Origin of the sequence: Rhodococcus sp. 15-2388-1-1a (assembly GCF_002259145.1) — a bacterium.
In the GTDB taxonomy this organism is placed as follows: Bacteria; Actinomycetota; Actinomycetes; order Mycobacteriales; family Mycobacteriaceae; genus Rhodococcoides.
This window is the reverse complement of sequence record NZ_NPFP01000020.1, coordinates 136,654-159,012: the sequence shown is the minus strand read 5'-3', so window position 1 is coordinate 159,012 and position 22,359 is coordinate 136,654. Positions and strand designations below refer to the sequence as shown.

Below are 22,359 nucleotides of genomic sequence, written 5' to 3'. Positions count from 1 at the left end.
GACGACGGGGTGTAGCTCCCTGCCACGTCATGGCCCACTGACAGTGCGAGCGGCCCGAACGCGGTGAATCCCACAGCGATCATCGTCGATACTCCGCGTATTCCGCCGACGTGCGCGGCACCCGCCCACCCGAGTCGGCCGTATCATACGATGCCCGCGAACCATGACAATCTCTGCTGTAGAGCGACTTTCATTCGGCATGGAACTGGTCGCGCAGTTGATGCTGAACGCAATCACCCGTCGTCCATGCGGTCTGGGACTGGCCCGTGAACGGTTGCGTGTGCAAACGAACCATGTTTCACTGAGGGAAATAAACCGCTCGGTCTGGCGGGGGATGTGGATGAGTGCAGCTACCGCCTCACGGCCCAGCCGTCCGCGTTCGATACCGGATATCGCCCGCAGGATCTCGGTTTCAGCCGTGTACAGGCCACCACAGCAGGGGTGATGCATGTCGCAATTGATACTTGGATACGACGCCTCGTGCGGATCGTGCTCTCGGGCAAGCGCACGTATACAGGATCTGCTGGGCTCGAAACTGACGATCAAGCCGTTGACCTCGTTGTGGGACGAGCGCCGCGAGGTGTTCGGGGATACCCCGCCGTGGGCTCCTACCCTCATTGAGTTGCAACCGAGCGGGCAAGTTCGTGGGTGGGCGGGTGTAAGGATGGGACCCCGCCTCACTCGTGAATTCGGTGTCAAACGCTCGATGCAAGCACTTCAGGTTATCGGCGAAGAGATGCCCGCGCGCAACAGACGGTTCGACAAGACTGCCACGCACGGTCGAAGAAGATTTTTGGGAGGCGTTGCGGCTGCCGTAGCAGGCTTGACGCTACTGAGCCCGATAGCATCCGCTCGAACGCCGTCTCGGGCACCGCCGAAGGCGACATCCAAACAATTGACCTATTCCGAAATCAACCCGGACGACGTCAATAGGATTCTCAACGCCCCGGATTCGCGCCGGATCCTCGATCCGACAGGCTTGTTCGATGAGATCAGCACCGCAAGTAGCGACCCGAGTTCATGGTGGGTCACCGATAGCGGATCCGAGTACCCCGCAAGCCAACGTTGGGTATTCGGTATGAGTCTCGACGAGAGTGGTACAACGCTGGCAATCGCTGACAATACAAGTAGCCAAATATATCGGCTTTATGAAACGTCCTCAGCGGCGACCGCAGATCGTGGAGCGGAGGCTCTCCAGTTCGGCGACGGTGCGAGCGGCGAGGGTTTGACTGTGCTCGGTGTAAGTCACAACGGTGAACAACCCGGAACCGGCAACCTCGAACGGGCAGCCACAACCGGCTCGTCATGTACCGGATGCGTGGGTTCCGGCGGTCCGGGAGATTTTTCGACGCGGGAAGTGCCTGTATGCAACTCCAGCATCAATGCAGGCTGTATCTTGAGCACACTCGGGTGCGCGGCATGTGTCGCCTCGTGCGCAGGCAGCCCTTTGTCTTGTGGGTTCTGCCTCGCCGTGTCCTGCGGAGGCGCAATCGCATCAGCGTCCGCTTGTTGTGACGGAACGAGACCTCAATTCAGTGTTACCGGTGCTCGAGTTCCCTCTAGAGTCCGAGGAGTTGACGGTGAATTTTCCGAGCGGGAAAAAGTGGATTTTCTTCTGGTCGGCGCTGGCGTTGCTGTGGGCCGTTGTCGCGGTGATTCGAGCTCAGGGCGGTGAGTTTGCGGTCTGGCCATGGGTGGCTACTGGCTTGTTTGCTGCGGCCGCAATTCTGACCGGGCTTCGCACATTTCGCCGCAGAGGTGAAACGAGCATGAACTCGTGAATCTGTAGGGAGCATCCCCGACGCGGGCATTCATCGTCGATGCCCCCAAATCCGTTGTCTCCAATGCTCGCCACCGCTGGGCCGCTCCCGTCCGGACCGGCCTGAGTGTGGGAATGGAAGCGGGACGGCCAACGCGGGGTCAGCGTTGTCGACGGCACATCCCGGGTGAAACTAGTCTTGCGCAACGGAACCGACATGTCCGCCTCGTTCCCGGATGTGGCGGCGACCTGACAGATCACATCCCCTCCCCCGCGCAAAGACCGGTCAATTGGTCAACGGGAAACCGTAGCTACAAGCAAGCCAATCGCCGGTCCCGGTGCGTGCCCATGCGAACAAGGTGCCCTCGACGGTGGTATCCATGGCGAGGCCTTCGGATCTCTCGCCTGTCCGTCACAGTTGCTGGGGTTTGACTGTTCAGCGACAAAATCGCCGTCCAACCTACCTTGTCGGTAACCACACACGCGCAGCGCTAACGGAGGCAGGCGGACGACCACCACAAACTTGTAGTCGAGAAATTCCGCTGATCGCGGTTAGACCTCGATAGTACGACCTCAAAGATGCCCATGATCGTGGGACTGAGCGTCGTTAATCCAAAATTCGAGCGTCACCAGCGTTTTGCTCGATCGTCACCGGGGTTTGATCGCCAATTAATATGGTCGCGAACTTTAGCGCCGGTGGCCCTGCTCGCCCGACGAGGACATAGACCTCATCACCGTCGACCATCGCTACTCTACGAAAGCTCGAACGAACCAGGTGCCTGGTTGGCCTTCAGAAAAGTTGCACCCTCTCACGCGACTAATTTCAGTAGCTTTTGAGATCCTCGACTGGCGGCTTGGTCCCCATGAGCGCTTATCCAGGCCTCGACGATATCCAATATGGATGTACCAAAACTGAGCTCCATGTGGGACGTCATTGCCGGAATCTCCAATATTTGGCGCGCTATCGATTCCGCATCATCACCCGGTTTCAAGCTCACCTGAATACGCGGGCCGCTCGGTCCAGACATATCCAAAGACTTACGTCCAGTCCGACTATGGATTTGCATCTCTAAGGGGCGTGGATCGGATCCCGGGGGGATACCGTTTACCATCAATTGGCCATCAATGAGCGCGACACGGCCGTAGAAGGAAAATTTCACCTTTTCGCCCGCAAACAGCTCCGGCCAATCGCCGTCAGCATGGGCGTTAGCAGGAGTCCACATCGCGTTAAGTTCGATAGCCTTCGCAGGATCGCTCCCTGCTTTACCGGCAAGCAACATAGCGACCGTACGCGGGTCAAGAGGAGGCCTGCTTCCACCTCGATGTAGATCCCCGTTGATTAAGTCGAAGGGGATTGGCGCTTCGCCAGACTGCTCGGCTTTCAAAGCGTGTTTACCACTTGGCGAGAGGCTGCATCTGGTGTATTCAGGCGGCGCAGCAGGTTCGCTCCATAACCCCATATTGCCGTCGGCTACGATGAGCGGCAGTGGCATGAGGTAGTCGTGGCTAAGTGCACATAGAGCGGCATATGTCGATGCCGGCTGGTAAGCAGGAACACCTCGGGCCATGGCCGACAGTACTTCCATACTTCCTTTTTTACCGTTGCGGTCAACCGCTCCGGCGAGCGATAGCTCGAAAAGATCGAGCCCAGCCTTTCCCAGCGCAATCGGGATCGTATCAGTCATTGTGCATTCCTACGGTTGCCATACGCGACTCGTGTGGGCCCGGGTGGCGATATCGACACCCGGGCCCACACCTTCAACACATCGACAGTCTACGTGTTTCCTTCAACGAATCGGCACGGCCTGACGGGGCCACAGGTCACGCGGTCAGATTGCGACGATCCCAATCCGAACAGATTTGCTGTCAGCCAACCCCTTCCCTCCGCCGCGATGTAGATATGGTGGATGTCCCAGAAGTATCTCTTATCCTCGGACGGATAGGGCAGCTTGTCGAAACCTTCGTCCCAGTAGGGCTCAAAAACAGTCCCGTTCAAAGCGGGCACGCCGAGGTTGTATTCGGTGTCATCGGCGTACTCATATATGTCGAGATCACTCATAAACGGCCGACGATCCTCTCGGATCCTCAACTGAAATCTGAGTTCGATAGGTACCTCATCTTGGAATCCTACCGAGATATTCCCGCTATGGTTATAGATGGAAACACGCATACTAATCGAGGTCGACCCGTTTGTACCGTCTGAATAATTCCAGATTATTTGTTCGTAGTTTGTCACGGAGTGCGAGTCATCAATTCGAGCGCGCGGCATTATTTCAGGTCCCTCACGCCCCTCCGGAAGCGTGCCCCTGCCGTCTGGGGTCTGTGCCGGATCGTCGGGATTAATCTCCTCACCAGTAGATGTGTCGATCACAGTCGCACTCGGGTCCGAATCATTCTCAGTGGGGACGGTGACAGTCAAGGTGTCGCCGAAACACGTCCAATCAAATCCAGTCCCATAATTTTCCATGGCGTAGTCGGTGCAAGGAGTTTGCATTGGCGTTGCATCTGGCTCCTGCTGTGCAGTGGCCATCGGAGCACTGAGGGCAAGCATCGACGCGCATACTGAGCTTTTCAGAACAGTTGCGCATCAACATGCGCAGAGCGCGTCATCGACGCGACACGTCATCGAATGATCACCAATGCAGTTGGTCTGGCGTAGCGACGGTGGCGGTGAACTGCGTCGTTTCGAGCAGCTCGCGTGTGATTCGGACACCGGTGAGTCGTTCCGCGAGCGCGAACGATCCCGCGACGTGGTGGAATTCTCTACCCGGCGTCTCGTCGAGGTCGATTCCGCCCACCTCACCGATCAGCGCGATGATCTCGGCGCGTGCATCAGGTGCCTGGCGGTCGGCGAGTACCCCCACTAGGTCCGACTGCGGCAACAGTGGCTCGAACGTGATTCTCAGAACACCCCGCGACCACCACTCGAATCTGTCCGCCCCGTGGACCACAACGTCGTGGGTCGTGACGATCTCGGACATCGCCGCCGAGATGCCGAGAAACCCCGGCGTCTGGAGCAGCATCGTCCACCCGCCGGCGACCTCGGCGACTGACAACAGTTGGGTGTTCACGCCATCGACATCGTGCCGCTCTCTCAGGCCGGAGCCCTTCCGATATGCGGCTTGGGCGCCGACTACCGTCAGTCGGTCGTCGGATGCCTCGAGGCTGGCCAGAACTTCTTCGGGCGTGCTTGTTGCGATGAGCGCCAAGCAGTAGCCGTCGGAGGTGAAGACCCCGAAGTCCTCGACCCAGAGGTAATCACGATAGTTGGTCACATTCACTCCTTATCAGGTCCTGCAGCAATAAGCCGTCAGAATCGAAGAGGCCGACGGCATCACCGATCCCACGCGTAGTCGTGAGGCTCACATCGTTCACCTGCTGGATCGATAACCTGATGGCCGTCCTTGAGTTCATGCGGTTCGGCCCACGCAATCGGTGCGGAAACTGCTGAACAGGATTGAGGAGTTCAGAGCTGCTTGCGCATCTTCACACTTGTGGTTTCATAACCGGCTGACTCGTAAAGCCCGCGCGCGACCGCATTGAAGCCGAACACGCTCAGTCCCAGCGTCCGCGCGCCCTGCGCCCGTGCATGGTCTTCGGCGAGCTGCATCGCTGCTCGCCCATAGCCCCGGCCTCGGTGCTCGGGCTCGATTACGACATCCCACACCCACCAAGAGCTGGCGTCGTCTGAGTTGTCACGGCCAATCCAGAGGTATCCGACGATCTGGCCGATGTCGTCAACGAGGTCGAACACAGTGTTACCCGGTGTGGGAGCACCCGCTGGGAAAGCACGCTCGAGAGCATCACTGGAGTGCTCTTCAGCGGCGCGTGGCGTCTCACCTGTAGCGATCAGGTCCGTCTTGTACTCGCTCTGGCTCCGTTTCAGCCATGAGGGAAACCGTTGAAGAGTGATCGGGACGAGTGTGATCGACATGTCGACAGTCTGACAGCGGCCTCGCGCCGACCCTCGACAGTGGTAGAACGAACATGCGAAAAGGACAAACGATGCAGAACGGACAGTTGCCACAGCGATAGGGGTCGGCCGAATAGTCTGGGGTGCGACCACAGCGCTCGTACCGGCCCGTGTTCATGGTGCCCTCGGGGTCCACTACCCGGGACCAGACCGCGGCATCTGGATCAAGGCATTCGGCGTCCGCGACATTGCGCTTGGCGCGGCGGCCCTTCACCCCGATCAGACCGTCAGGCGATTAGTCCTGCAGGCAGGTATTGCGATTGATCTCATAGACGCGGGGGTAGTGATCGCGGCCGCCCGCAATGGCGTCCCCTCTCGAGCGGCCGGGATAGGGGTCCTACTCGCGGGCGGTACTGCGGTGGTTGCAGCCCTAGGCCCGTCACTGCTTCGCCGATCAGGGCAAGGCACGCGCTGACACCGCAACCCTCCGTGCGCGTTGTCACCTACTGGGGTTACAACTGGTTCCTAACAGTTGCTCAATTCGAGCAGATCATACGTCGACTGAACGCGATCGTGACTTCATTTTCAACGAAACTAGTTCTCCTGAAACCAGATTGGCGTAGGTGGCGTATCCTCCTTCGTGCTTTTCGGTGATCTGGTAGCGGTAGCCGAGCATGGTCGAAACGACGGTCAGGGGGCTTGGTCGAGCTCCCCGTCGCCAAGTACACGGTCGAGTGTGGTGCGCCCGATTCGACTCATGGTCGGGTTACTGTCGAGGTAGTACCACACCAACCCGATTGCTTGTTCGAACGCCCATGCTTTGCCGCGTCGCCATTGCTCGTCGTCGACACCGAGTCTGCGCCGCAACACCTCTCGCGGTCCGGCGTCGAGCAGGTGCCATGCTCCCACGAGATCGAGGGCTGGATCCGCAGCGGCCAAACCCCCGACATCGAGCACACCCGCGAGGCGACCGTCGGCAACCAGGACGTTTCCGGGCATCAGATCGCAGTGGTTCATCACATCCGGGCTGTCTCCGCGAGGTAGCTCACGCCATTGTGCCCACGCCTGCGACAGCGACGCCACATCCATCAGTCCGGCGCTGCGTGAGATGCACTCTCGTACCCAGTCGTCGTGAGATGCGAGGTCGCCGCCACGCCCGCAGCCGTTGTAGGTCCGACCGCCTGAGGCGATACCTCGCACCTGCATGATGAACTCGGCGAGGTCCTCGGCGAAAGGCTCCGACTGAGAGAGATCGCCGGTCGTTGCGGGGTCCCCGTCGATCCATGTCTGTACCGACCACGGCAGTGGGTAGTCACCGCCGGGCTCGCCCAGGGCCACGGGTTCAGGCGTGGCGAAGCGCGTGCTGCCGGCAAGCTCGCGAGCGGCCTCCAACTCTGCGAGTACTTCCGCTCGCGTCGTGTCGACATCATGGGCTTCGAGCCGGAACCGGGCCACGAGATCGGTACCGATCCGGAAGATCGCGTTTTCCGTGCCGCCGGCATGCACCTGGTCGAGCGCGAGGTCGCGCCAGTCGGAGAACTGCGTGTCGATCAGTGCGCGCACGGTCGAGATCGAGATCGTCACCTGGTTCGGATGCATGTCCACTCGTGCCAGTCTTGCGACCGACGGATTAGCCGTGCAACTGGTTTTGCCCGCTCGGCCCGGTTGCGCTGCCACGGTTTGTTGCGACGCACACAACGGCAGGGCCGTGCGACGTGGCGGGTGGACGCCAGTTCGATAGCGTGCGGGACCGGATCGTCGAGCCCGGCCACGTATCACGTTGTGCGGCAATCCCTGTCGCTCGACACGCGTTGTGCAGAATTGCGCACAGGCTTCTTAAGTCGACTGGGCGCGTGACGCTACGGGCACCCGGCGGTGCAGGGCGACACAGGTAATGACGGTGACGACCATGATGGCGGCGCCGATGCAGGATGCGATCGTGTACGCGCCGTCGATTGGGAAGGTGTCGGTGGTGCCCGCCGCGAGGACGAGTCCGCCGACGGCGCTTCCGAGTGAGAACCCGACACTGCGGACGACCTGGTTGACGCTCATCGCGCTCGACGTCTCTTCCGGGTCCGTGACCGCGAGGATGACGCCGGGCATCGCGGAGGAGAAGGATCCGACTCCGAACCCGAGCACCGCCATCGCGACGAGGAGTTCGGCGATGTTCGACCGAGCGGCGGCGAAGACGACGAAGCCGGCGAGTACGACGGCAGCCCCGGCCGCGAGGGTCAGTGGGGCACCGAGGCGACGGGCCAGGTGTGGGGTGAGTTTGCCGGCGGCGAATCCGAGTGCGGAGAACGGGACGAGGACGAGCCCGGCGACGAAAACGGTCAGCCCGAATCCGTAGCCGGCAGACAGTGGTGTTTGGGCGTAGCGGGTGATCAGCGTCAGCAGCAGGTACATCCCGACCCCGCCGACGAACATGGCGACATTCGCCCCGGCGACGGCGGGGTGCGCGAGCAGCCGAACGTCGACCAGTGGTGCCGCGGTGCGCCTTTCGACGATCACCCAGACTGCGAGTAGGACGGCGGCGGCGAGGGCCAGGAGCGCAGCGAGCGGGAGGTGCTCGGTCCACAAGTGCGTCTGACTGGCCAGGAACAGGACCAGGAACAGAGCCGCTGCCAGCAGGAGAGCGCCGGGTATGTCGACGCGGGCGGGCCGTCCCGGCGGCGGCGACGGGATGGTGCGCAGCGCCGCGGCGAAAGCGATGATGGTGACGAGGACGCCCAGGCCGTACGCGGTGCGGAGACCACCGATCTCGGTGAGCAGTCCGGCAAGCGGGTAACCGATACCGATACCGATGGTGGAGGCGACGGACAGCAGCGCAATGGTGGAGGACGCTCGGTGGTCGGGGAGGTGATCGCGGGCGACGCCCATCATCAACGCGGTCAGGCCCAGTCCGGTGCCCTGGGCGGCGCGGCCGACGAGCAGCCACCCGAACGGTAACGGGAGCACGGTGAGGACGCTGCCGGCCACGACTACGGCCAGGGTGATCAGAATCGTGGTCCGGCGGTGCGGTCCTGCGCCGAGCCGGCCCAGCACCGGGCCGGCGATCGCGCCGGTGAACAGGGTGATCGTCAGCGTCCACTGGGCGGAGGCCAACGACACGTCGAGTGTGGTTGCGACACTGGTGATCAGTGGTGCACCGAGGCTGCCGACAGCGGCGACGACGAGCGCGATGAACATCAGCGTCGGGATGAGCGCTCGCGGCGGCGTACCGGCTGCGGGGGTGTTCATCGGTTCGTCTCGGTGGTGATGTGGTCGAAGAGCCCGGGTTGGATGCGGGTCTGGATAGCTGTGGCCCACGGTTCGTCAAGATTCGGAACCTGGAGGGCAGCAGCGTTGTTGAGGAGCATGCCGAAGGCGAGGAATGCTTTGACGGTGACGTCGTCGAGGCCGGTGATGCCGGCGACGGTGGTCCACATGCGTCCGAAGCTGTCGCGGACCGCACCCTGGACGTCGGGGTCGCCGCACGCGGCGAAGCCCTGCAGCTGCAGCAGCAGAGCCGTGCGGTCGCTGAGCATGTCGTGGTAGCGCGCGCCCATGGCCGCCAACGCGTCTCGGCCCGTGTCGTCGCCGGCCGCCTCGCGCATCGCTTCTGTCAACCGGTCGAACGAGGCGACCATCACTTCGGCGAACAGTGCCTTCTTGGTGCCGAAGATTCGGAAGATGTACGCCTGGGTGATCCCGGCTCGCCGGGCCATCGATTCGGTGGACGCCCCGTGCAGTCCACCGGCGGCGAACTCCTCGGCGGCGATGTCGAGGATCTGGGCGCGCCGGTCGGAGCCGGTCATCTTTCGTTGCTGCCTCACAGGAGCGAGAATACACCCGTTAGTTACTGGTCACTAACTAGTCACACGGCCGCCAGCCAGGATGCTGTTTCCCTGCCCAGACGCTGCGCACACCCCGGCGCAGGCCACGTCGTGGGTGCGCCGAGTGTCGGTTGGCGGTCCATACGGCGCCGACGACGACGGCGGCGCCGAGGAGTTGCAGCCAGGTGGGGCGTTCGTGAAGAACGAGGAATCCGAAGACGATGGCCAGGACCGGTTGCAGGAGAAGCAGTCCCGCGATCGTGTTCGTCGGGAGATCGCGGGATCCGACGCTGACGAACAGCCACGCCGCGACCTGACCCAGCAAGGCCAGGGCGATCATCCACGCCCAGGCTCCGGCGGTGATCGTCAGGTCGAGATCACCGAGCGGAGCCGAGATGACCCCAGCCGTCACCGCCGCGGAGGCAGTGGCGACACAGATCGGGGTAATCGTGTGCTTCGGGCTGCGTTGCCCGGAGCGCCGATTGAGAAACAGATACCCCGCATACGCGACCCCTGCCGCGATGCCGAGGATCGATCCGCGCACCGCGCTGCCGCCGCCGGTGTCACCCGCCGGCCCGATCACCGCGCCGGCGAGGGCGACACCGAGCACCATCGCGGGTGCCGTCACCACGAACCGTCGAGGAACAGCCGTCTTGTCGACCACCAGGGCGAGCAACGGGAGGACGACGACCTGCACGTTGATCAACACGGTTGCGATGGACGCTCCGACGTCGAGGATCGACTTGGTCCACATCACGTAGTCGGCACCCAAGAAAACCCCGGCGACGATCGCCAACGGGTACAGCGGTATCGGCATCGCGCCGCGACGACGCACCTCCCACACCGCCAACGGGACGAGAACGACCAGCGCCAGCGCGCAGCGCAGGAACGCTGCGGTACCGGAGGTGACGTCGGCGAGCTTGACGAACGTCGCCGACAACGACAGCGACGCCGCGCCGAGCACGACCAAGGTCGTCGAACGTCCGAACCGCGGTTCGCTGTCAAGGGTGGCGCTGGCTGTGTATGTCACGTGTTCAGCGAACCAGCACCCCAATTGGTAAGTCTAATTCGTATTACTCGGTTCGATTGCGTAGTCTCGCTTCGATGTTGACCTGGGATCGTATGCGCGTGTTCGCCGCCGTCGCCGAACACGGATCGGTGACGAAAGCCGGGCACGCGTTGCACATGAGCGGATCCGGGGTCACCCAGCACATCCGCAAACTTGAACGCGAAGCCGGCACCGCACTCGTCGAACCCGACGGCCGCACGATCCGCCTCACACCCGCCGGCCGCGTGTTGGCCGTACGGGCCCTCGAGATGGTCCAGGTGGCAGACGCCGCTGCCAGTGACGTTGCCCGCATCGACACCGAGATCGCCGGACTTGTGCGGATCGGCGCAGTGGCGAGCGCTCTACGCCGGCTGGTCGTCCCCGCCCTCGCCGAGATAGTGCTTACCAATCCGATGCTGACCCCGCAGGTCGTCGACGGCGAAGGCGTCCACCTTCTAGCGCAGTTGGAACGACGCGCGCTCGATATCGTCGTCTTCGAATCCTGGGACATCCGGCCCACGGCACTCCCGAAAGGTGTGCACGTGCAGACCCTGCACACCGAGGAAGTCCACCTTGCGCTGCCATCAGCGAGCGGATCTGCGGCGCGGGTGGATCTTTCGGGGCTCGGCGACGCCGTGTGGACAGTGTGTCCGCAGGGATCGGACGCATACGCAGCGACGACACAGGCGCTGCGCGATTGTGGGGTCGAGCCGCGGATCGCGTACGAAGTGTCCGACTACGCAACCCAACTCGCCTTGGTCGAAGCGAACCTGGCCGTCGCACTCTTCCCGGTGACGGCACGCGTCCCCACCGCGGCGGTCACCTACGCACCCACCACGCCGGTCATCACCCGGTCACTGCGCATCGCCACCTCGACCGACCTGCCGGCCGTCACCGCACTGATCGCCGCGCTCACACGGTCACTCGAGACCAACTGAACGACCTTTGAAAGCTCACACGACGATCGCAGGACCAACAACAGTGCGAAACTGCTTCTCAGCAAACCGTTTTCGGCCAATCGAACCGCTCAGGCCAGGGTACGCACTAAAGGTTACCCATCGCGTCCCCGGATACGATTCTGGTCGTGAGGCAACAGCGGCTCGCCAGCGTGAAAATATCCCATGCCGTTCTCACAGTGCTTGTCTCAGTGGCTCTGCTGGTAATGGTAGGCATGCGCTACGACCAGCCGCAGATCCTGTCGGGCATGAGTGGACCCGATGAACTCGTGGTCGGCGGCATGTCGGCCCTGCTCCTGTCTGCGTGCGGGCTTGCCTGGTTCTTAAAGACGCTCGGCTTGGTCGAGCGGCGAGAGCGGTCATGGTAGACCGTTGTTCCCCCTGTCTTGGTAGGCCTCGCCCTGGTTGTGTGCACTGCGGTGCCGACCGAGTAGTCGGACCCAACCTCGTTTTTGACGCTGGTCGCGGTGCGAAACTGCTGGGCCAAGTATCTTTCAGTGATGACGCTACGAGGGATGGTGTTCTTCGATATCGACGGAACGTTGGTGCCCTCGATGTCGAGCGGGAGCTTTCTGGCGGCACACATGGGACACCAGCACGAACTCGATGACGCTGAACGACGTTACGCAGTCGGGGAATTGACAAACGAACAGGTCAGCGTCATCGACGCCCGAGGATGGCGCGGAGTGGACACGAGCACCGTCGATCGGTGGCTCGACGACTTACCGGTGATCGACGGGGTCGACGACGTCACGTCGTGGTGCCGCAGTCGTCGGATCGAGCCGGTGCTTGCCTCGTTGGCGTGGCAGCCGGTCAGCAGCGCGATCGCGAGGCGGTACGGTTTCACCACCAATGGCGGTCCACAGGTGGGGATTTCAGAATCGGTCTATGACGGCACGGTGGCCGAGCATTTCGACGAGTTCGACAAACGTGACCGCGCGGTAGCGCTGGCGGGCGAACGGGGGATACCACTGCACCGGTGCTGCGCTATCGGTGACAGCCGTTCGGACATTCCCTTGTTCGAGGTTCTTCCCGAATCGCTAGCTCTGAACGCGAATACCGCCGCCCGTGAGGCGGCGACCGCAGCACTCGATACCCGTGATCTCACTGCGCTGCTGCCGTGGTTGCAGCAGTGGGAACAACACCTCGATTGACGTCCTGACCTGCGACCGGTGTTGGTGGTGGCCGAGTACGGTATGGCCATGAGTGATGCATGGAGCAACATCTCGCTGGCCATGCACGCGACGTTGACCGGTCAGTGCCTATGAGTGGTTATGTGCGAAAGCTTGCCCGAAGGTGACTGTTGACTTGTTCTGTTGCGTTCGGTGGTCAGTTCGTGGATGACCTGCGCGTAGATGTTGACTTGTTTCCGCAGCCGATTGTTTTCTTGCCGAAGGCGATCGTTCGCCGCTTCAGCTGTTTTCGCGCGTCTATCGAGGTCTTGGAACGCAGCTGGCATCTTGCCCTGTGTTCGTACCCGTTGTGTGAACTGTTCGGCGAGGTCGGTGTGTTTGTGTGTCAGGACCCATCGCTTGACGTCGGCTTCGACGGCAAGCTGGACGATGCTCAGGGCACCGGTCGAGCGTTGCGGTGTGCCGTCGAGCAGCCGCGTGATGGCTGCCTCGATCGCATGGCGTTCCGTCGTATTCTCATAAGTCATGATCGTTGCCTTCGCGGCGATTGTGTTGAATGACAGCGTCTTCGAGTCGGAGTAGTTGTTGTCGTTCACGTGCAGCACGTATCGGTGGTGCCAGAGGATCGTCGACCAGGATGCGGAGAGTTTCGATATCGGTGGTGAGTTCGTCGATATCGCGGTCCGTGCGGGCGATGTTGACGCAGTTGGGTCGGCAATCGGTGAGGTCGGGGGTGCGGCGGGTGTCGGTGTCGTCTCGGCTGAGGTGGCATGCCGCCCGGCGCGGGTCGAAAACGCAGGTCATCCCGTGTCCCGGGTAGATTTGCAGGTCTGGGTTGGCGAGCAAGGTGCGTGCATCGCTGCTGGTGCGTAGGACGTGTCCGGCGAATCGTTGCGCGCCGTCGACGCGGTGCCGGTAGGTGTGTGCAGCCGGGCCGCTGACATGTTCACCGTGTCGAAGGTGCTCGTCCGCGTCGGCGAGGAGGTCGAGTCGGGCGAGCCACTCCTCGAACGCCAGGTCGTCGGGGAACCCGGAGGCGTAGCTGCCGGCGTAGCCGACGGTCATCTGCACTTTCAGGTGACCGTATTGGATCGCGGCAGCGACGAGGCCGCGTGGTTTGCGGGCGATGAACCAGGCCAGAGTGCGTCTCAGACGGCGGGCTGGAATGCTCGGATCGGTCGGATCGGGTGGTATGACGTCGGTGCGGCCGGTGGCTGCGCAGTAGGAGTCGACCCAGCCGATCATGTGGGCGATGTCGGTGTTGATGCTGCCGGTGGTGCGGGCTTGTCCGGTCCGGAACTGTCGTGGCCCTGAGTTGTGTTCGCCGAGCATGTGCGGGAACAGCAGCTGGTCGTGGTGAAGGTTTTCCAGCACACCGATTGCGGTCGCGACGGGTTCGGCGACCACCCAGGGGTCGGGACGAATCTGTCCTTGCGGCACGGTGGAGCCGCTGGCGTCGTGTACCCCCTTCCAGTGTCGACCACGAATGAGCAGCAAGCCACTGTCGGGATCACGCTGCAGGCATCCGCGTTCGAGGGTGAGTACCTCACCGGTCCGCATGCCGGAGAGGTAGCCGATGACGATGAAGCAGGCGGCGGTGAGGTGGCGGGCCAGCTGGTGGGCTTCGCGTTCGTCGATGGAGTCCCTGCACCATAGCTGCCCGTCGAGCGTGCCGGTGGCCGGTATCAGCAACGGTGCACCTTCGCAGATCGGCAGCCCCGACCGGCTCAGAATGTCGAGGATCTCCGGACGGCGGAGTGCGTCGGGCGCGGTGTCGAGGAGCCGGGCCAGATAGGGCAGGTGATGGATCAGTTCACCGCTGCGACTACGGATGCCCGGTAACGGGCGACCCATATCGCGATACCTATCGATCAGGGTCTTCAGATCGGTGACTAGCTCACCTGGGCGGCGCCGCACCCGGTCAGGCCGTAGACGGGCCGGCAGCATGCGTCGGTGGAGCCGTTCGTATTCACCAAAGCCGGCCGTGATGTCGTCGGCGAAGTCCTCTACGAACCGCAGTGACCACGCCAACAAGCTGTTCATGGTGTCAGGATGAATGCGTGGGGTTCGGATCTCCACATGGCGTGAGGCTTCGAGCAGCCGGTAGATACGTTCGCCATTCCACGGCGGTGTCGGCGGGAGACGATTGGATCTCGGGACGAGTGCCCGGTAGCCCCACATCTTGATCACCGCGGCGAGGAGGTCCTCACGCTTGGCGTACGTCGTCTCCGCGGTTTTGACGTGCACCAGGTAGTCGTCGAGATCGGCGGGGCTGACCTGTGTCAGCGAGTGACATCCACGCGATGCCAGCCAGTCGGTGAAGGCGCGGGTGAACCGGAACATAGTCGAGATCGTCAGCATCGCGGGTGTGCCCCCACGATGATGTCTGTTGACAGTGGCGTCGTCACCACCAGGGTTGATCATTGCCCAGTACAGGTGTTTGAGAGCGAGCACGAAATCGGGGTGCACGGACCCGAAGTTGAGCGAGGTGCTTCGTGCGTGCGGAGCCAACAACGCAGGTGTCAGAGTCCACCGTTCGTCACCGAAACGGGAGAGTGCGGTTACATCGGTATCGGCCCGTAATGGACGGTTTTGCAGCACAACGGTTTCCGGTCCCGGGAACCTCGCATCGCCATTGTCGGTGAGGACGCTGGTCGCGGTCATCGGATGTCCAGGTTGCGCGCTAGAAACATGGTGACCAGAGTTCGTTGTTCCTCACTCACGTTTATGCGCGCCTCCTCGATGACGGTGTCGGGGTATCGGCTCATCACATCGGCGAGTTGAGCCACGGGGCCTGCGAATCGCTGCGCCCACCGCAGCGGCGTCATCTCCTTCGCCTTGTTTTGCAGTCTGTCGTGGACTTCGGCGATGACCGGTAGGTGCTGTGGAGTTGCCCGCGCGCACGGGCACGACAAGCACAGCAGAAACGATGCCGTGCACGGCTGCCCCACGGGGGCGTGTGGACTGTGGGTGTTGTCGACACAACCGGCAACAACGGTGTCGAGACGGCCACCCAACAGGTCAGTCAGCACGCTGGCGGTCAGCCCGACTTGAGCGGCGACTGCGCTCGGATCGGTGCGAGCGTGTTCGATTTGTTTCGCGGTCAGGCTGCGCATCACCGCAGTGCGCCGCGCTTCGGTGACCTGCTCGTCGAGGGTGGTAGCCACGATCTGCTGATATTCCGCGAGATTGCCGCGATGCCGGGCGAGATAGTCGTTGGCGAGTGTCTGCTCGGTGTGTGCGACCGGTTGCTGGTGCTGTTCGAGCCAGTTCATCCGTAGTCGTCTGCTGTCGAGTCGCCGCGGTACAGGCTGACCGGTCTCGTCGACCGTATCACCGAGCACACCGCGTGCTTGTGCCCATTCGCCGAGCACGTTGCGGCGTAACCCTGGCAGGAACAGCATGCCGTTCTTCGGCGTGAAATAGGCGAACAGCACCTCGGTTTCGGCGCGAGCGCGCACCGGTCCGCAAATATCGTGAACGACCTGATACACCGCGTACGCACTGGACAAGTCGAGCCGGGCTGGAGCGGACGCGGCCGCTTCGTGCAAGGCGATGCTCTGGTGGGCGTGATGTCGACCGCGTCGGGGTTTGATCGTCTCCACGATCGCCGTGCGGGAGGCTCCGGCGTCGCCGTCGGGCCTGTGATGCCGTGCTGGGAGCGTGGCGATCGCGGACAGGTTGTGCCCGGTCAGACAGATCAACAACGCTGCCGCAGCGGCGACATCCTGGGGTGTGGGATACAACTCGGCGAACAACACCGCCGTCCCTCCATGGGCGGTGGAAAGATTGTGTCTCGAACCGTTCGCGTACCGGGGCACTTGGTCGTGGCGGTCGATGTGATCGAGTAGCCACCCTCGCTCCCAGCCGTGTTTGTCGAGGTCCCGATCGATCTCCCCGGCCCTCCACCGAGCCAACAGAACACGACCTCCATGAATCCGGTGGACGCATTCGCGCACATGCGATTTCGCTGCTGCCGTAATCCGTGTGAACTCTGCAGCACTGTAGGCCTGGAACTTCTGATTTCTCGAACTGATCTGGGTGCGATGCATCCTCGCAGCGAAATCGTCGGGCACATCGCTGGCATGTCGCAGCAAGCTGCGCAGATTGATCACCTGTGTTCGACGGTTCGACACCCGTTGCGCCAGTACATACTGATCCCAATATGTCCCGTGCAGCTGCGCCGGCGTCGCCGGTGACCGATCTGCCGAGTCCAAGTATCGAGCGAACGACCGTGCTGCGCCGAGCAATGTCCGTGCCGATGCCAATGTTCGGGCGGACCCGCTCGGCCCGGTTCCTTTCGCGAGCGCTGCGGTAAGCCACTCACGCATCGCCTCCCCAACCGGCAGGTCGGAGAGGTCGAACGTGGTCGGGCGGCCACCACGCTCTGGATGGAAAACGACCCGACAACGGTTGTCCCCCAACGGATCTTGCCGTCCGGGAGACGTGTAGCCCAGGCCGGGCAGCTGGGCTCGACGGCCTTGTGCGCTCACGAGAGCCCTGCATCGGCGAGCGGGTCGGTGATCACCCGAGGGTCGGTTCGGAACAGATCCGTCAGCACCCGGTCCATGGCCGCACCGTGCGCATGCTCGATCAGTAACGAGACGTCCAGATCGCGGAACGGCTCCAGATAGGTGTTCATCGTGGTGGCAACATCGGCGTGCCCGAGAAGCGTCATCACGAAGTACCAGGTGTCACCGAACTGTGCCCGGTAGTCCCTCATCTCCTCGGCATCGAGGTGCGCGAAGCGCCGCTCGTACAACAACCGACCGACCGAGAACCACCGCAAAGCGAACGAGTGCCGCAACATGTGCGCGGTCGCGGCCAACCCGATCAAACCTTCACGCTCGACTCGCCGGTTTGCGGTGACGAACGTGTGCTGCCAACCATGCGGTATCCGCGGCATGCCGTCCTCGTTCACCCACAGCGACGCCGGGCTCAGCCCGCCTGCATCGTCGTGAAACAGATACAGCCGTGCGGCCGGGTCGAGTGCGTCCAACGACACCACGGATTTGGCACCGCCACGGTCACGGAGTTCGAGCCGCCGACCACCGAGCAATCGAACCACGATCCGGCGCTCCAGGATCCGGTCGTAACGGCCCTCCCGACGTGCTCGCCGTACTGCTCGGGCTCGTTCGCCCTCCACATAGGCACGTACGTCAGTCAACGTTTCGCGAGGCATCCAGAACCTGCGACCTCGGCTGCCCTTCGCACAGGCCGCCGCCAACCGGCACGTCGTGAACCCCCGGCTGGCATCGTCGACCGGCAGCTCGACCATCAACACACTCGCCCACTCCGACAACCGCAGCCCCGTTCCGTACAGGCCGTCGGCGAACGCGGTGTCGCGCTGCGCGTTCCGGCCACGCCACCCCTCCGCTTCTCGACCACGCCGGTCCAGACCACGCAATCCGATGTCACGCCATCGCCGGTACCCTGCTGGGTCGAGCCACTTCACGTCACGATCACGCACCACGTGCGGAGTCGCCTGATATGCCTCGGTAGCTATTTCTCTGGGTCGGTGACCGCGGACTGCCACGCGTAGCACCGGATTCGTTACACCATAAGTGCGGTGTGCCCACTCGTAGAACGTGCTGATCGCGACCAGATCCGATCTGACGGTGCCACCTGCAACGCGTACCGGGTTTGCCGCATCGGTCATCCGCCAGAACTTGAACGCATCGATCTGGTCGGAACCTGCCTCGTGCCAACGACATTCGATCGCGTCGAGAAAGCCCACCCACGTCGCGAGTGTGAACGCATACTTGCGGACCGTCCCATGCTTGCAGCTCCGCATCCGGGGCGAAGCGAAGAACTCGTCGACCTCCGGCACACAGTGGCCATCCGTACGCAGCAGAAACGGTTGTCCCGCACGCGTCCCATGCCGGCGGGCCCACTCCGGCAACGAGGGCAACCCTGCAAGCACCGGATCGTCGACGGCATCAGCCGACGAACCGGCTGGATCGCACCAGAACACCTGCCACCGACAAAGATCGACCATTGCGATCCACCGTATCTGCAAGCACCACGCTGGCGGCCCGAAATCAGTCAAATCGATTGCAACAACAACACTTCACTGGCTAGAGACCTTCGGACCGGACTTTGAGCGGCACCCCGTCACGGAAGGATCCTCCAGACGAGCCAGCCACGGTGAGCGCGACGCTGACCAAGACTCTCTGAGGGGGATCGACAACGAGGCGTGTGGGCGGATCGAAAGTGACGGGCCAGTTCTCGTACATCTCGGGGCTCACTGCACGACCGCCAGACCGTGTGGCCGGTGCAGGACGGCCGCGTCGACGCTGCTCGGGATCCACCGCAGGCCCTGTTCGCCGAACGTGGGCGCGGTGAGGGTGTAGCGGCCGGTGCGCTCGGCGATACCGCGCCCGTGCACGGTGGTCTCGAGGGTGATCGACCGGATACGGCCCCTGCCCTGCTCGATTCCGCCGTACGCGACAGGCCGCGAGGAGACTGCCAGGTCGAGACCGGGCATGCGTCCGTTCGTGATCGCGAGAATTCCTGCGTGCGTACGGTTTCGGGCCAACAGGGCACGCGCCCGGGTTGGCGGAACATCGCGTCCGTGCACGGTCGTCACGACCAGATCGAGGCCCTCGATACAGAGGCTCGCAGCGTCGAGGGGGTCTGTTTGGCCTGGGTCGATCAGGTGGATTTTCGACAGGTCGCCGCCCTGCTCGTGGACGGCGAGGAGTCCGAACTTCGACTGCCCGATCAATGCGACGTGGTGGCCGGCCGCGCTGGCTGTAGCGACGAGACCGACGAGGATCGATCCGGCACCAGTAATCGAGATGGCCGTTCCGCGGGCCAGCGCACCGCGTGGGAGGAGTTCCGACAGTGGCGTGGGCACGGGGATGGTGCGCAGGGTCTGTGAACGCACAGGGCCGCTGAGGGTCTGTTCGTCGGCGGGCGGGGCCGTTGGCTGAGATGGGGCGAACAGGGATGCGTCGACGGGCTCGATGGGTGCGTGGACACGTCGTCCGGGGATCGCGGCCATGCTGCGTCGGAGCGCGGCGAGCTGTTCGGCCTTGCCCAAGCCGGTGAGGTCCCCGATTGCGTCGACGGTGGCCATGTGGATCGACCTTTCGCGCGCCGATAGGAACCACCACACCGTATCGAACGCATGTTCGATTGTCGAACGTGCAGGTGGGCGCGTTCAGCGGTGGAGGGTGCGAGTGTCGAGGGCGTCTGCCGTGAAGGTCCAGGCGAGATGCCGGTATAGGTGAAGCGTTCGTTTCACCTGGTCGAGGGCGCTTACGACGGCCGGGTCGCTGGGGTCGCGCCCCTCGTCACGGATGGCTGCGCACTCGTCGTCGTCCATGCTGTGTTGGACGCACAGCGCTGCTTTGTGGTTCCCAGGCAACAATCATTCATGTGAATGACTGGACGAGCTGCGTCGTTCTTTCCGGCATGACGGTGCATCGGTCTTCTCGAGCCTGCGCCGAGGAGTTCCAATCTACGTCTAGTTCGACGCGTCGGCCTCGGGGGCGGTTGCTCCGTCGTAGATCAGGTCGTCCGAGCCGTGGTAGCGGTAAGCACGCTGTCCACTGGGCAGAGTCACCCAGCCCGCCTGGCCGTGATCGGCGTCCGGATCGAAACTACGGTCGTTGGTCATTCAACACTCTCATTCTCCGCAGGCGGGCGCACCACAGTCACCTTGCTCTTGACGACAATCGGGGCATCCGCGGGCCCCTGCAAATGCTCATCGATCCACATGGGTAGATGACGCTTCTGCGATGGATACCAATGCCGACGCCAATGCCCCCGAACGACGTGGCGGTGCGAGAGCTTGCCAGATCCTTCCGACGATGAAGCACTGGATGCAGACCGCGGCTGCCGGTACGACAAATACGTCACCTCACGCATCCGCTTGACTACGCCGTCGTTGTCTCGCATGCGCGCCGACTGCTGGCGGGTGGACTCCACGAACTTGTTGCCTCGCAGCATGTTCACCATCGAGAAGAACGTTCGCGCAACGTAATCCAGGTCATTCATGGCGGTCACGGAATGCGCAGGTTCGTCGGGACCGACGTCCGTGAAACCCGCGCCTCCTGATCGGTTCGGTGCACTGGGCGCAGCATCGAATTCGGCTGGGCTGAGCTGGACCTCGGCGAAAGGAAACACCGGTAGGTAGTCGTTGACGACGCGGTACAACCGGTTTCCGTCAGTAGGAAGTGCCCCGTCGGCCCGCGCCAACCACCACCGCAAAGCAGGAACGGTAAGCATGGCTATCAGGAGAACATCGGTTCCACTTCCACTGTCGCGACCTGTCTCGTTCCACACCAGGACCCGCCCGTGGTCGGGCACTCCATCCGCTGGAGCGAGATAGAGAACTCCTCTGCTCGAGGGAAGATCGGCCACGGTCACAGCAACATCATGGTCTCGATCGGCACTCTGGCCGGCCTCGATCAACGCAGACATCTCCGGCGTCGCATAGTAGGCATACCGGTCCGCCGTCGACGCGCGCAGAAGGAAGTGGCTGTAGTAAAGCATCTGGAACCAACGGAAGGGCTGCAGGCCGACATCGTGCGATTCCGGTTCGTCATCGAGCCAGAAGGGCAAGTGCTTGTGGGGCTCCCGCGCAACAGCTTCGACCGGCAGCTTCGTCATCCGGGACAACCTATGGAGCATCTCGCCCACGTCGGCCGGGTCGGACCGAAACCGGATCACGTCGTAGCCGCCCTTAAGGAATTTTCCCAGGTAGGTCTCCACCGGCCAGGCTGCGGCCTCGATGGCCTCGAGCACAAGGGGCCACCGCGCCGCGGTGACCTTTGCTTCCAGCACCTCGGCGGCCTGACGGCGGATACGCATGTCGACCGAAAATTGTTGCCCTGGAACGAACTCACCGTCGAATCCATCACGGCGAACCCGAGTGCCCTTCGCATTCCGAGGCTTCTGCCCTCTTCTATCCGAACGCCGCGCCAATTTTCCCATCCCGCCCCCTCGTCTACCACTCCATGGCACAAATCCGCATCAACACTCTGACGATATGGACCATCGCAACATTAACTGGCAGTTGTCATTCGGAGTCTGGTGTTGCGGCGGTGACGAGTTCAGTCAAGACCCCGTGGCAATCCTTTGGGTGCAGGAAGTTGATTCGGGACCCCATTGAACCTTGTCTCGGCTCGTCGTAGAGTGCCCGGACGCCCTTACTCCGTATGGCTTCTGTTTCGCCACTCACGTCGTTCGTGCCGAATGCGATGTGGTGGACGCCTTCTCCGTTCTTGGCCAGCCACTTGCCTACTACTGAGTCGTCCCGGGTCGAGCCCAGCAGCTGGAGGTACGAGGCGTAACCGTCCGGGGTCTCGTTGATCTTCAACATCGCTTCACGGATACCCTCCTCCTCGTTCGATTCCAGGTGAGTAACCTCGAATCCATAGGTGGCACTGTAGAATTCGACGGTTTTGTCGAGGTCGAAACAAACAATCCCGATATGGTCAATTCGAGTCAGCATGCCTACAGTCCACCGCATAACTGCTCGCTATGCAACATGCTGACATGACCGAATCCGCTTGTCTGACTGATATTTACAAGATCAGTCAATCTGAACTCTGCCAACAGTCCCTACTTTGCTTGGTTGCCTAGGTCGTCAAATTCAGCCCAACCCTTGACTCGGGCCCAGTTCAAGCCGCTGCGCAGGTGATTTCGTGCCATGCAGGTGTCCCCGTCGATGTCGCAGACTTCGATCACCTAACGGTGGCCCAAAGCTTCGCTGCTTTGCAAAGC

Annotated in this window: 20 protein-coding genes; 4 read left to right on the top strand and 16 right to left on the bottom strand. The window is 62.5% G+C overall.

Features of this window, described 5'->3' with window-relative positions:
* Positions 1 to 1,580 precede the first annotated feature (1,580 nt).
* Positions 1,581 to 1,781, top strand: a complete 201-nt coding sequence (locus CH302_RS13520) for a hypothetical protein (RefSeq protein ID WP_141216650.1) — start codon at positions 1,581 to 1,583, stop codon at positions 1,779 to 1,781.
* A gap of 787 nt (positions 1,782 to 2,568) precedes the next feature.
* Here CH302_RS13520 and CH302_RS29620 read toward each other — a convergent pair.
* From CH302_RS29620 to CH302_RS13480, 8 genes are all read right to left on the bottom strand, one after another.
* A complete protein-coding gene (locus tag CH302_RS29620) occupies positions 2,569 to 3,444 on the bottom strand; it encodes a hypothetical protein (RefSeq protein ID WP_141216649.1) in 876 nt (291 codons plus the stop codon).
* Between the two features lie 89 nt (positions 3,445 to 3,533).
* Positions 3,534 to 4,289: a hypothetical protein gene (locus CH302_RS13510; protein WP_032375861.1), complete on the bottom strand. Its 756-nt coding sequence runs from the start codon at positions 4,287 to 4,289 to the stop codon at positions 3,534 to 3,536.
* Between the two features lie 103 nt (positions 4,290 to 4,392).
* Positions 4,393 to 5,034, bottom strand: a complete 642-nt coding sequence (locus CH302_RS13505) for a DUF6461 domain-containing protein (RefSeq protein WP_141216648.1) — start codon at positions 5,032 to 5,034, stop codon at positions 4,393 to 4,395.
* A gap of 191 nt (positions 5,035 to 5,225) precedes the next feature.
* Entirely contained in the window at positions 5,226 to 5,693 is a 468-nt protein-coding gene (locus CH302_RS13500; RefSeq protein WP_032375859.1) for a GNAT family N-acetyltransferase, read from the bottom strand.
* Between the two features lie 669 nt (positions 5,694 to 6,362).
* A complete protein-coding gene (locus CH302_RS13495) occupies positions 6,363 to 7,271 on the bottom strand; it encodes an aminoglycoside phosphotransferase family protein (protein WP_032375888.1) in 909 nt (302 codons plus the stop codon).
* Between the two features lie 237 nt (positions 7,272 to 7,508).
* Positions 7,509 to 8,912 (bottom strand): MFS transporter, encoded by a 1,404-nt coding sequence (locus tag CH302_RS13490; protein WP_032375858.1) that lies wholly within the window; start codon positions 8,910 to 8,912, stop codon positions 7,509 to 7,511.
* On the bottom strand, positions 8,909 to 9,487 hold the full coding sequence (locus tag CH302_RS13485) for a TetR/AcrR family transcriptional regulator (protein ID WP_306436679.1): 579 nt from the start codon (positions 9,485 to 9,487) through the stop codon (positions 8,909 to 8,911). The genes CH302_RS13490 and CH302_RS13485 overlap by 4 nt, the downstream gene beginning before the upstream one ends.
* 37 nt (positions 9,488 to 9,524) lie before the next feature.
* A complete protein-coding gene (locus tag CH302_RS13480) occupies positions 9,525 to 10,517 on the bottom strand; it encodes a DMT family transporter (protein ID WP_230596115.1) in 993 nt (330 codons plus the stop codon).
* Positions 10,518 to 10,591: 74 nt separating this feature from the next.
* Between CH302_RS13480 and CH302_RS13475 the strand changes: the two genes are divergently transcribed.
* The 3 genes from CH302_RS13475 (at position 10,592) to CH302_RS13465 (ending at position 12,645) form a co-directional block, all read left to right on the top strand.
* Positions 10,592 to 11,473: a LysR family transcriptional regulator gene (locus tag CH302_RS13475; protein WP_032375856.1), complete on the top strand. Its 882-nt coding sequence runs from the start codon at positions 10,592 to 10,594 to the stop codon at positions 11,471 to 11,473.
* Positions 11,474 to 11,619: 146 nt separating this feature from the next.
* Positions 11,620 to 11,859, top strand: coding sequence for a hypothetical protein (locus CH302_RS13470; protein ID WP_032375855.1), 240 nt, complete (start codon positions 11,620 to 11,622; stop codon positions 11,857 to 11,859).
* Between the two features lie 132 nt (positions 11,860 to 11,991).
* Entirely contained in the window at positions 11,992 to 12,645 is a 654-nt protein-coding gene (locus tag CH302_RS13465) for an HAD family hydrolase (RefSeq protein ID WP_032375854.1), read from the top strand.
* Positions 12,646 to 12,746: 101 nt separating this feature from the next.
* Here the strand turns inward: CH302_RS13465 and CH302_RS13460 are convergent, their stop codons facing one another.
* From CH302_RS13460 to mce, 8 genes are all read right to left on the bottom strand, one after another.
* Entirely contained in the window at positions 12,747 to 13,220 is a 474-nt protein-coding gene (locus CH302_RS13460; protein WP_217903119.1) for a hypothetical protein, read from the bottom strand.
* Positions 13,141 to 15,288, bottom strand: coding sequence for a hypothetical protein (locus tag CH302_RS30435; RefSeq protein ID WP_032375852.1), 2,148 nt, complete (start codon positions 15,286 to 15,288; stop codon positions 13,141 to 13,143). Before CH302_RS30435 ends, CH302_RS13460 begins: the two co-directional genes overlap by 80 nt.
* Positions 15,285 to 16,385, bottom strand: coding sequence for a hypothetical protein (locus CH302_RS13450; protein WP_141216647.1), 1,101 nt, complete (start codon positions 16,383 to 16,385; stop codon positions 15,285 to 15,287). Before CH302_RS13450 ends, CH302_RS30435 begins: the two co-directional genes overlap by 4 nt.
* A 728-nt stretch (positions 16,386 to 17,113) precedes the next feature.
* Positions 17,114 to 18,622: a hypothetical protein gene (locus CH302_RS13445; protein WP_141216646.1), complete on the bottom strand. Its 1,509-nt coding sequence runs from the start codon at positions 18,620 to 18,622 to the stop codon at positions 17,114 to 17,116.
* Positions 18,623 to 18,868: 246 nt separating this feature from the next.
* Positions 18,869 to 19,705: a hypothetical protein gene (locus CH302_RS13440; protein ID WP_015586180.1), complete on the bottom strand. Its 837-nt coding sequence runs from the start codon at positions 19,703 to 19,705 to the stop codon at positions 18,869 to 18,871.
* 390 nt (positions 19,706 to 20,095) lie between these two features.
* Positions 20,096 to 20,248: a hypothetical protein gene (locus CH302_RS30050; RefSeq protein ID WP_155289037.1), complete on the bottom strand. Its 153-nt coding sequence runs from the start codon at positions 20,246 to 20,248 to the stop codon at positions 20,096 to 20,098.
* Positions 20,245 to 21,444, bottom strand: coding sequence for a hypothetical protein (locus CH302_RS13430; protein WP_032375849.1), 1,200 nt, complete (start codon positions 21,442 to 21,444; stop codon positions 20,245 to 20,247). The genes CH302_RS30050 and CH302_RS13430 overlap by 4 nt, the downstream gene beginning before the upstream one ends.
* Before the next feature lie 208 nt (positions 21,445 to 21,652).
* Positions 21,653 to 22,087: a methylmalonyl-CoA epimerase gene (gene mce, locus CH302_RS13425; RefSeq protein WP_015586177.1), complete on the bottom strand. Its 435-nt coding sequence runs from the start codon at positions 22,085 to 22,087 to the stop codon at positions 21,653 to 21,655.
* Between the last annotated feature and the right edge of the window lie 272 nt (positions 22,088 to 22,359).

Bases quoted from the DNA above. Each gene is read 5' to 3' on its own strand.
- CH302_RS29620 (WP_141216649.1), bottom strand. From the start codon at position 3,444: ATGACTGATACGATCCCGATTGCGCTGGGAAAGGCTGGGCTCGATCTT.
- mce (WP_015586177.1), bottom strand. From the start codon at position 22,087: ATGCTGACTCGAATTGACCATATCGGGATTGTTTGTTTCGACCTCGAC.
- CH302_RS13490 (WP_032375858.1), bottom strand. From the start codon at position 8,912: ATGAACACCCCCGCAGCCGGTACGCCGCCGCGAGCGCTCATCCCGACG.
- CH302_RS13510 (WP_032375861.1), bottom strand. From the start codon at position 4,289: ATGGCCACTGCACAGCAGGAGCCAGATGCAACGCCAATGCAAACTCCT.
- CH302_RS13475 (WP_032375856.1), top strand. From the start codon at position 10,592: ATGTTGACCTGGGATCGTATGCGCGTGTTCGCCGCCGTCGCCGAACAC.
- CH302_RS30050 (WP_155289037.1), bottom strand. From the start codon at position 20,248: ATGACCAACGACCGTAGTTTCGATCCGGACGCCGATCACGGCCAGGCG.
- CH302_RS13440 (WP_015586180.1), bottom strand. From the start codon at position 19,705: ATGGCCACCGTCGACGCAATCGGGGACCTCACCGGCTTGGGCAAGGCC.
- CH302_RS13430 (WP_032375849.1), bottom strand. From the start codon at position 21,444: ATGCGTATCCGCCGTCAGGCCGCCGAGGTGCTGGAAGCAAAGGTCACC.
- CH302_RS13465 (WP_032375854.1), top strand. From the start codon at position 11,992: ATGACGCTACGAGGGATGGTGTTCTTCGATATCGACGGAACGTTGGTG.
- CH302_RS13500 (WP_032375859.1), bottom strand. From the start codon at position 5,693: ATGTCGATCACACTCGTCCCGATCACTCTTCAACGGTTTCCCTCATGG.
- CH302_RS13495 (WP_032375888.1), bottom strand. From the start codon at position 7,271: ATGCATCCGAACCAGGTGACGATCTCGATCTCGACCGTGCGCGCACTG.
- CH302_RS13445 (WP_141216646.1), bottom strand. From the start codon at position 18,622: ATGGTCGATCTTTGTCGGTGGCAGGTGTTCTGGTGCGATCCAGCCGGT.
- CH302_RS30435 (WP_032375852.1), bottom strand. From the start codon at position 15,288: ATGACCGCGACCAGCGTCCTCACCGACAATGGCGATGCGAGGTTCCCG.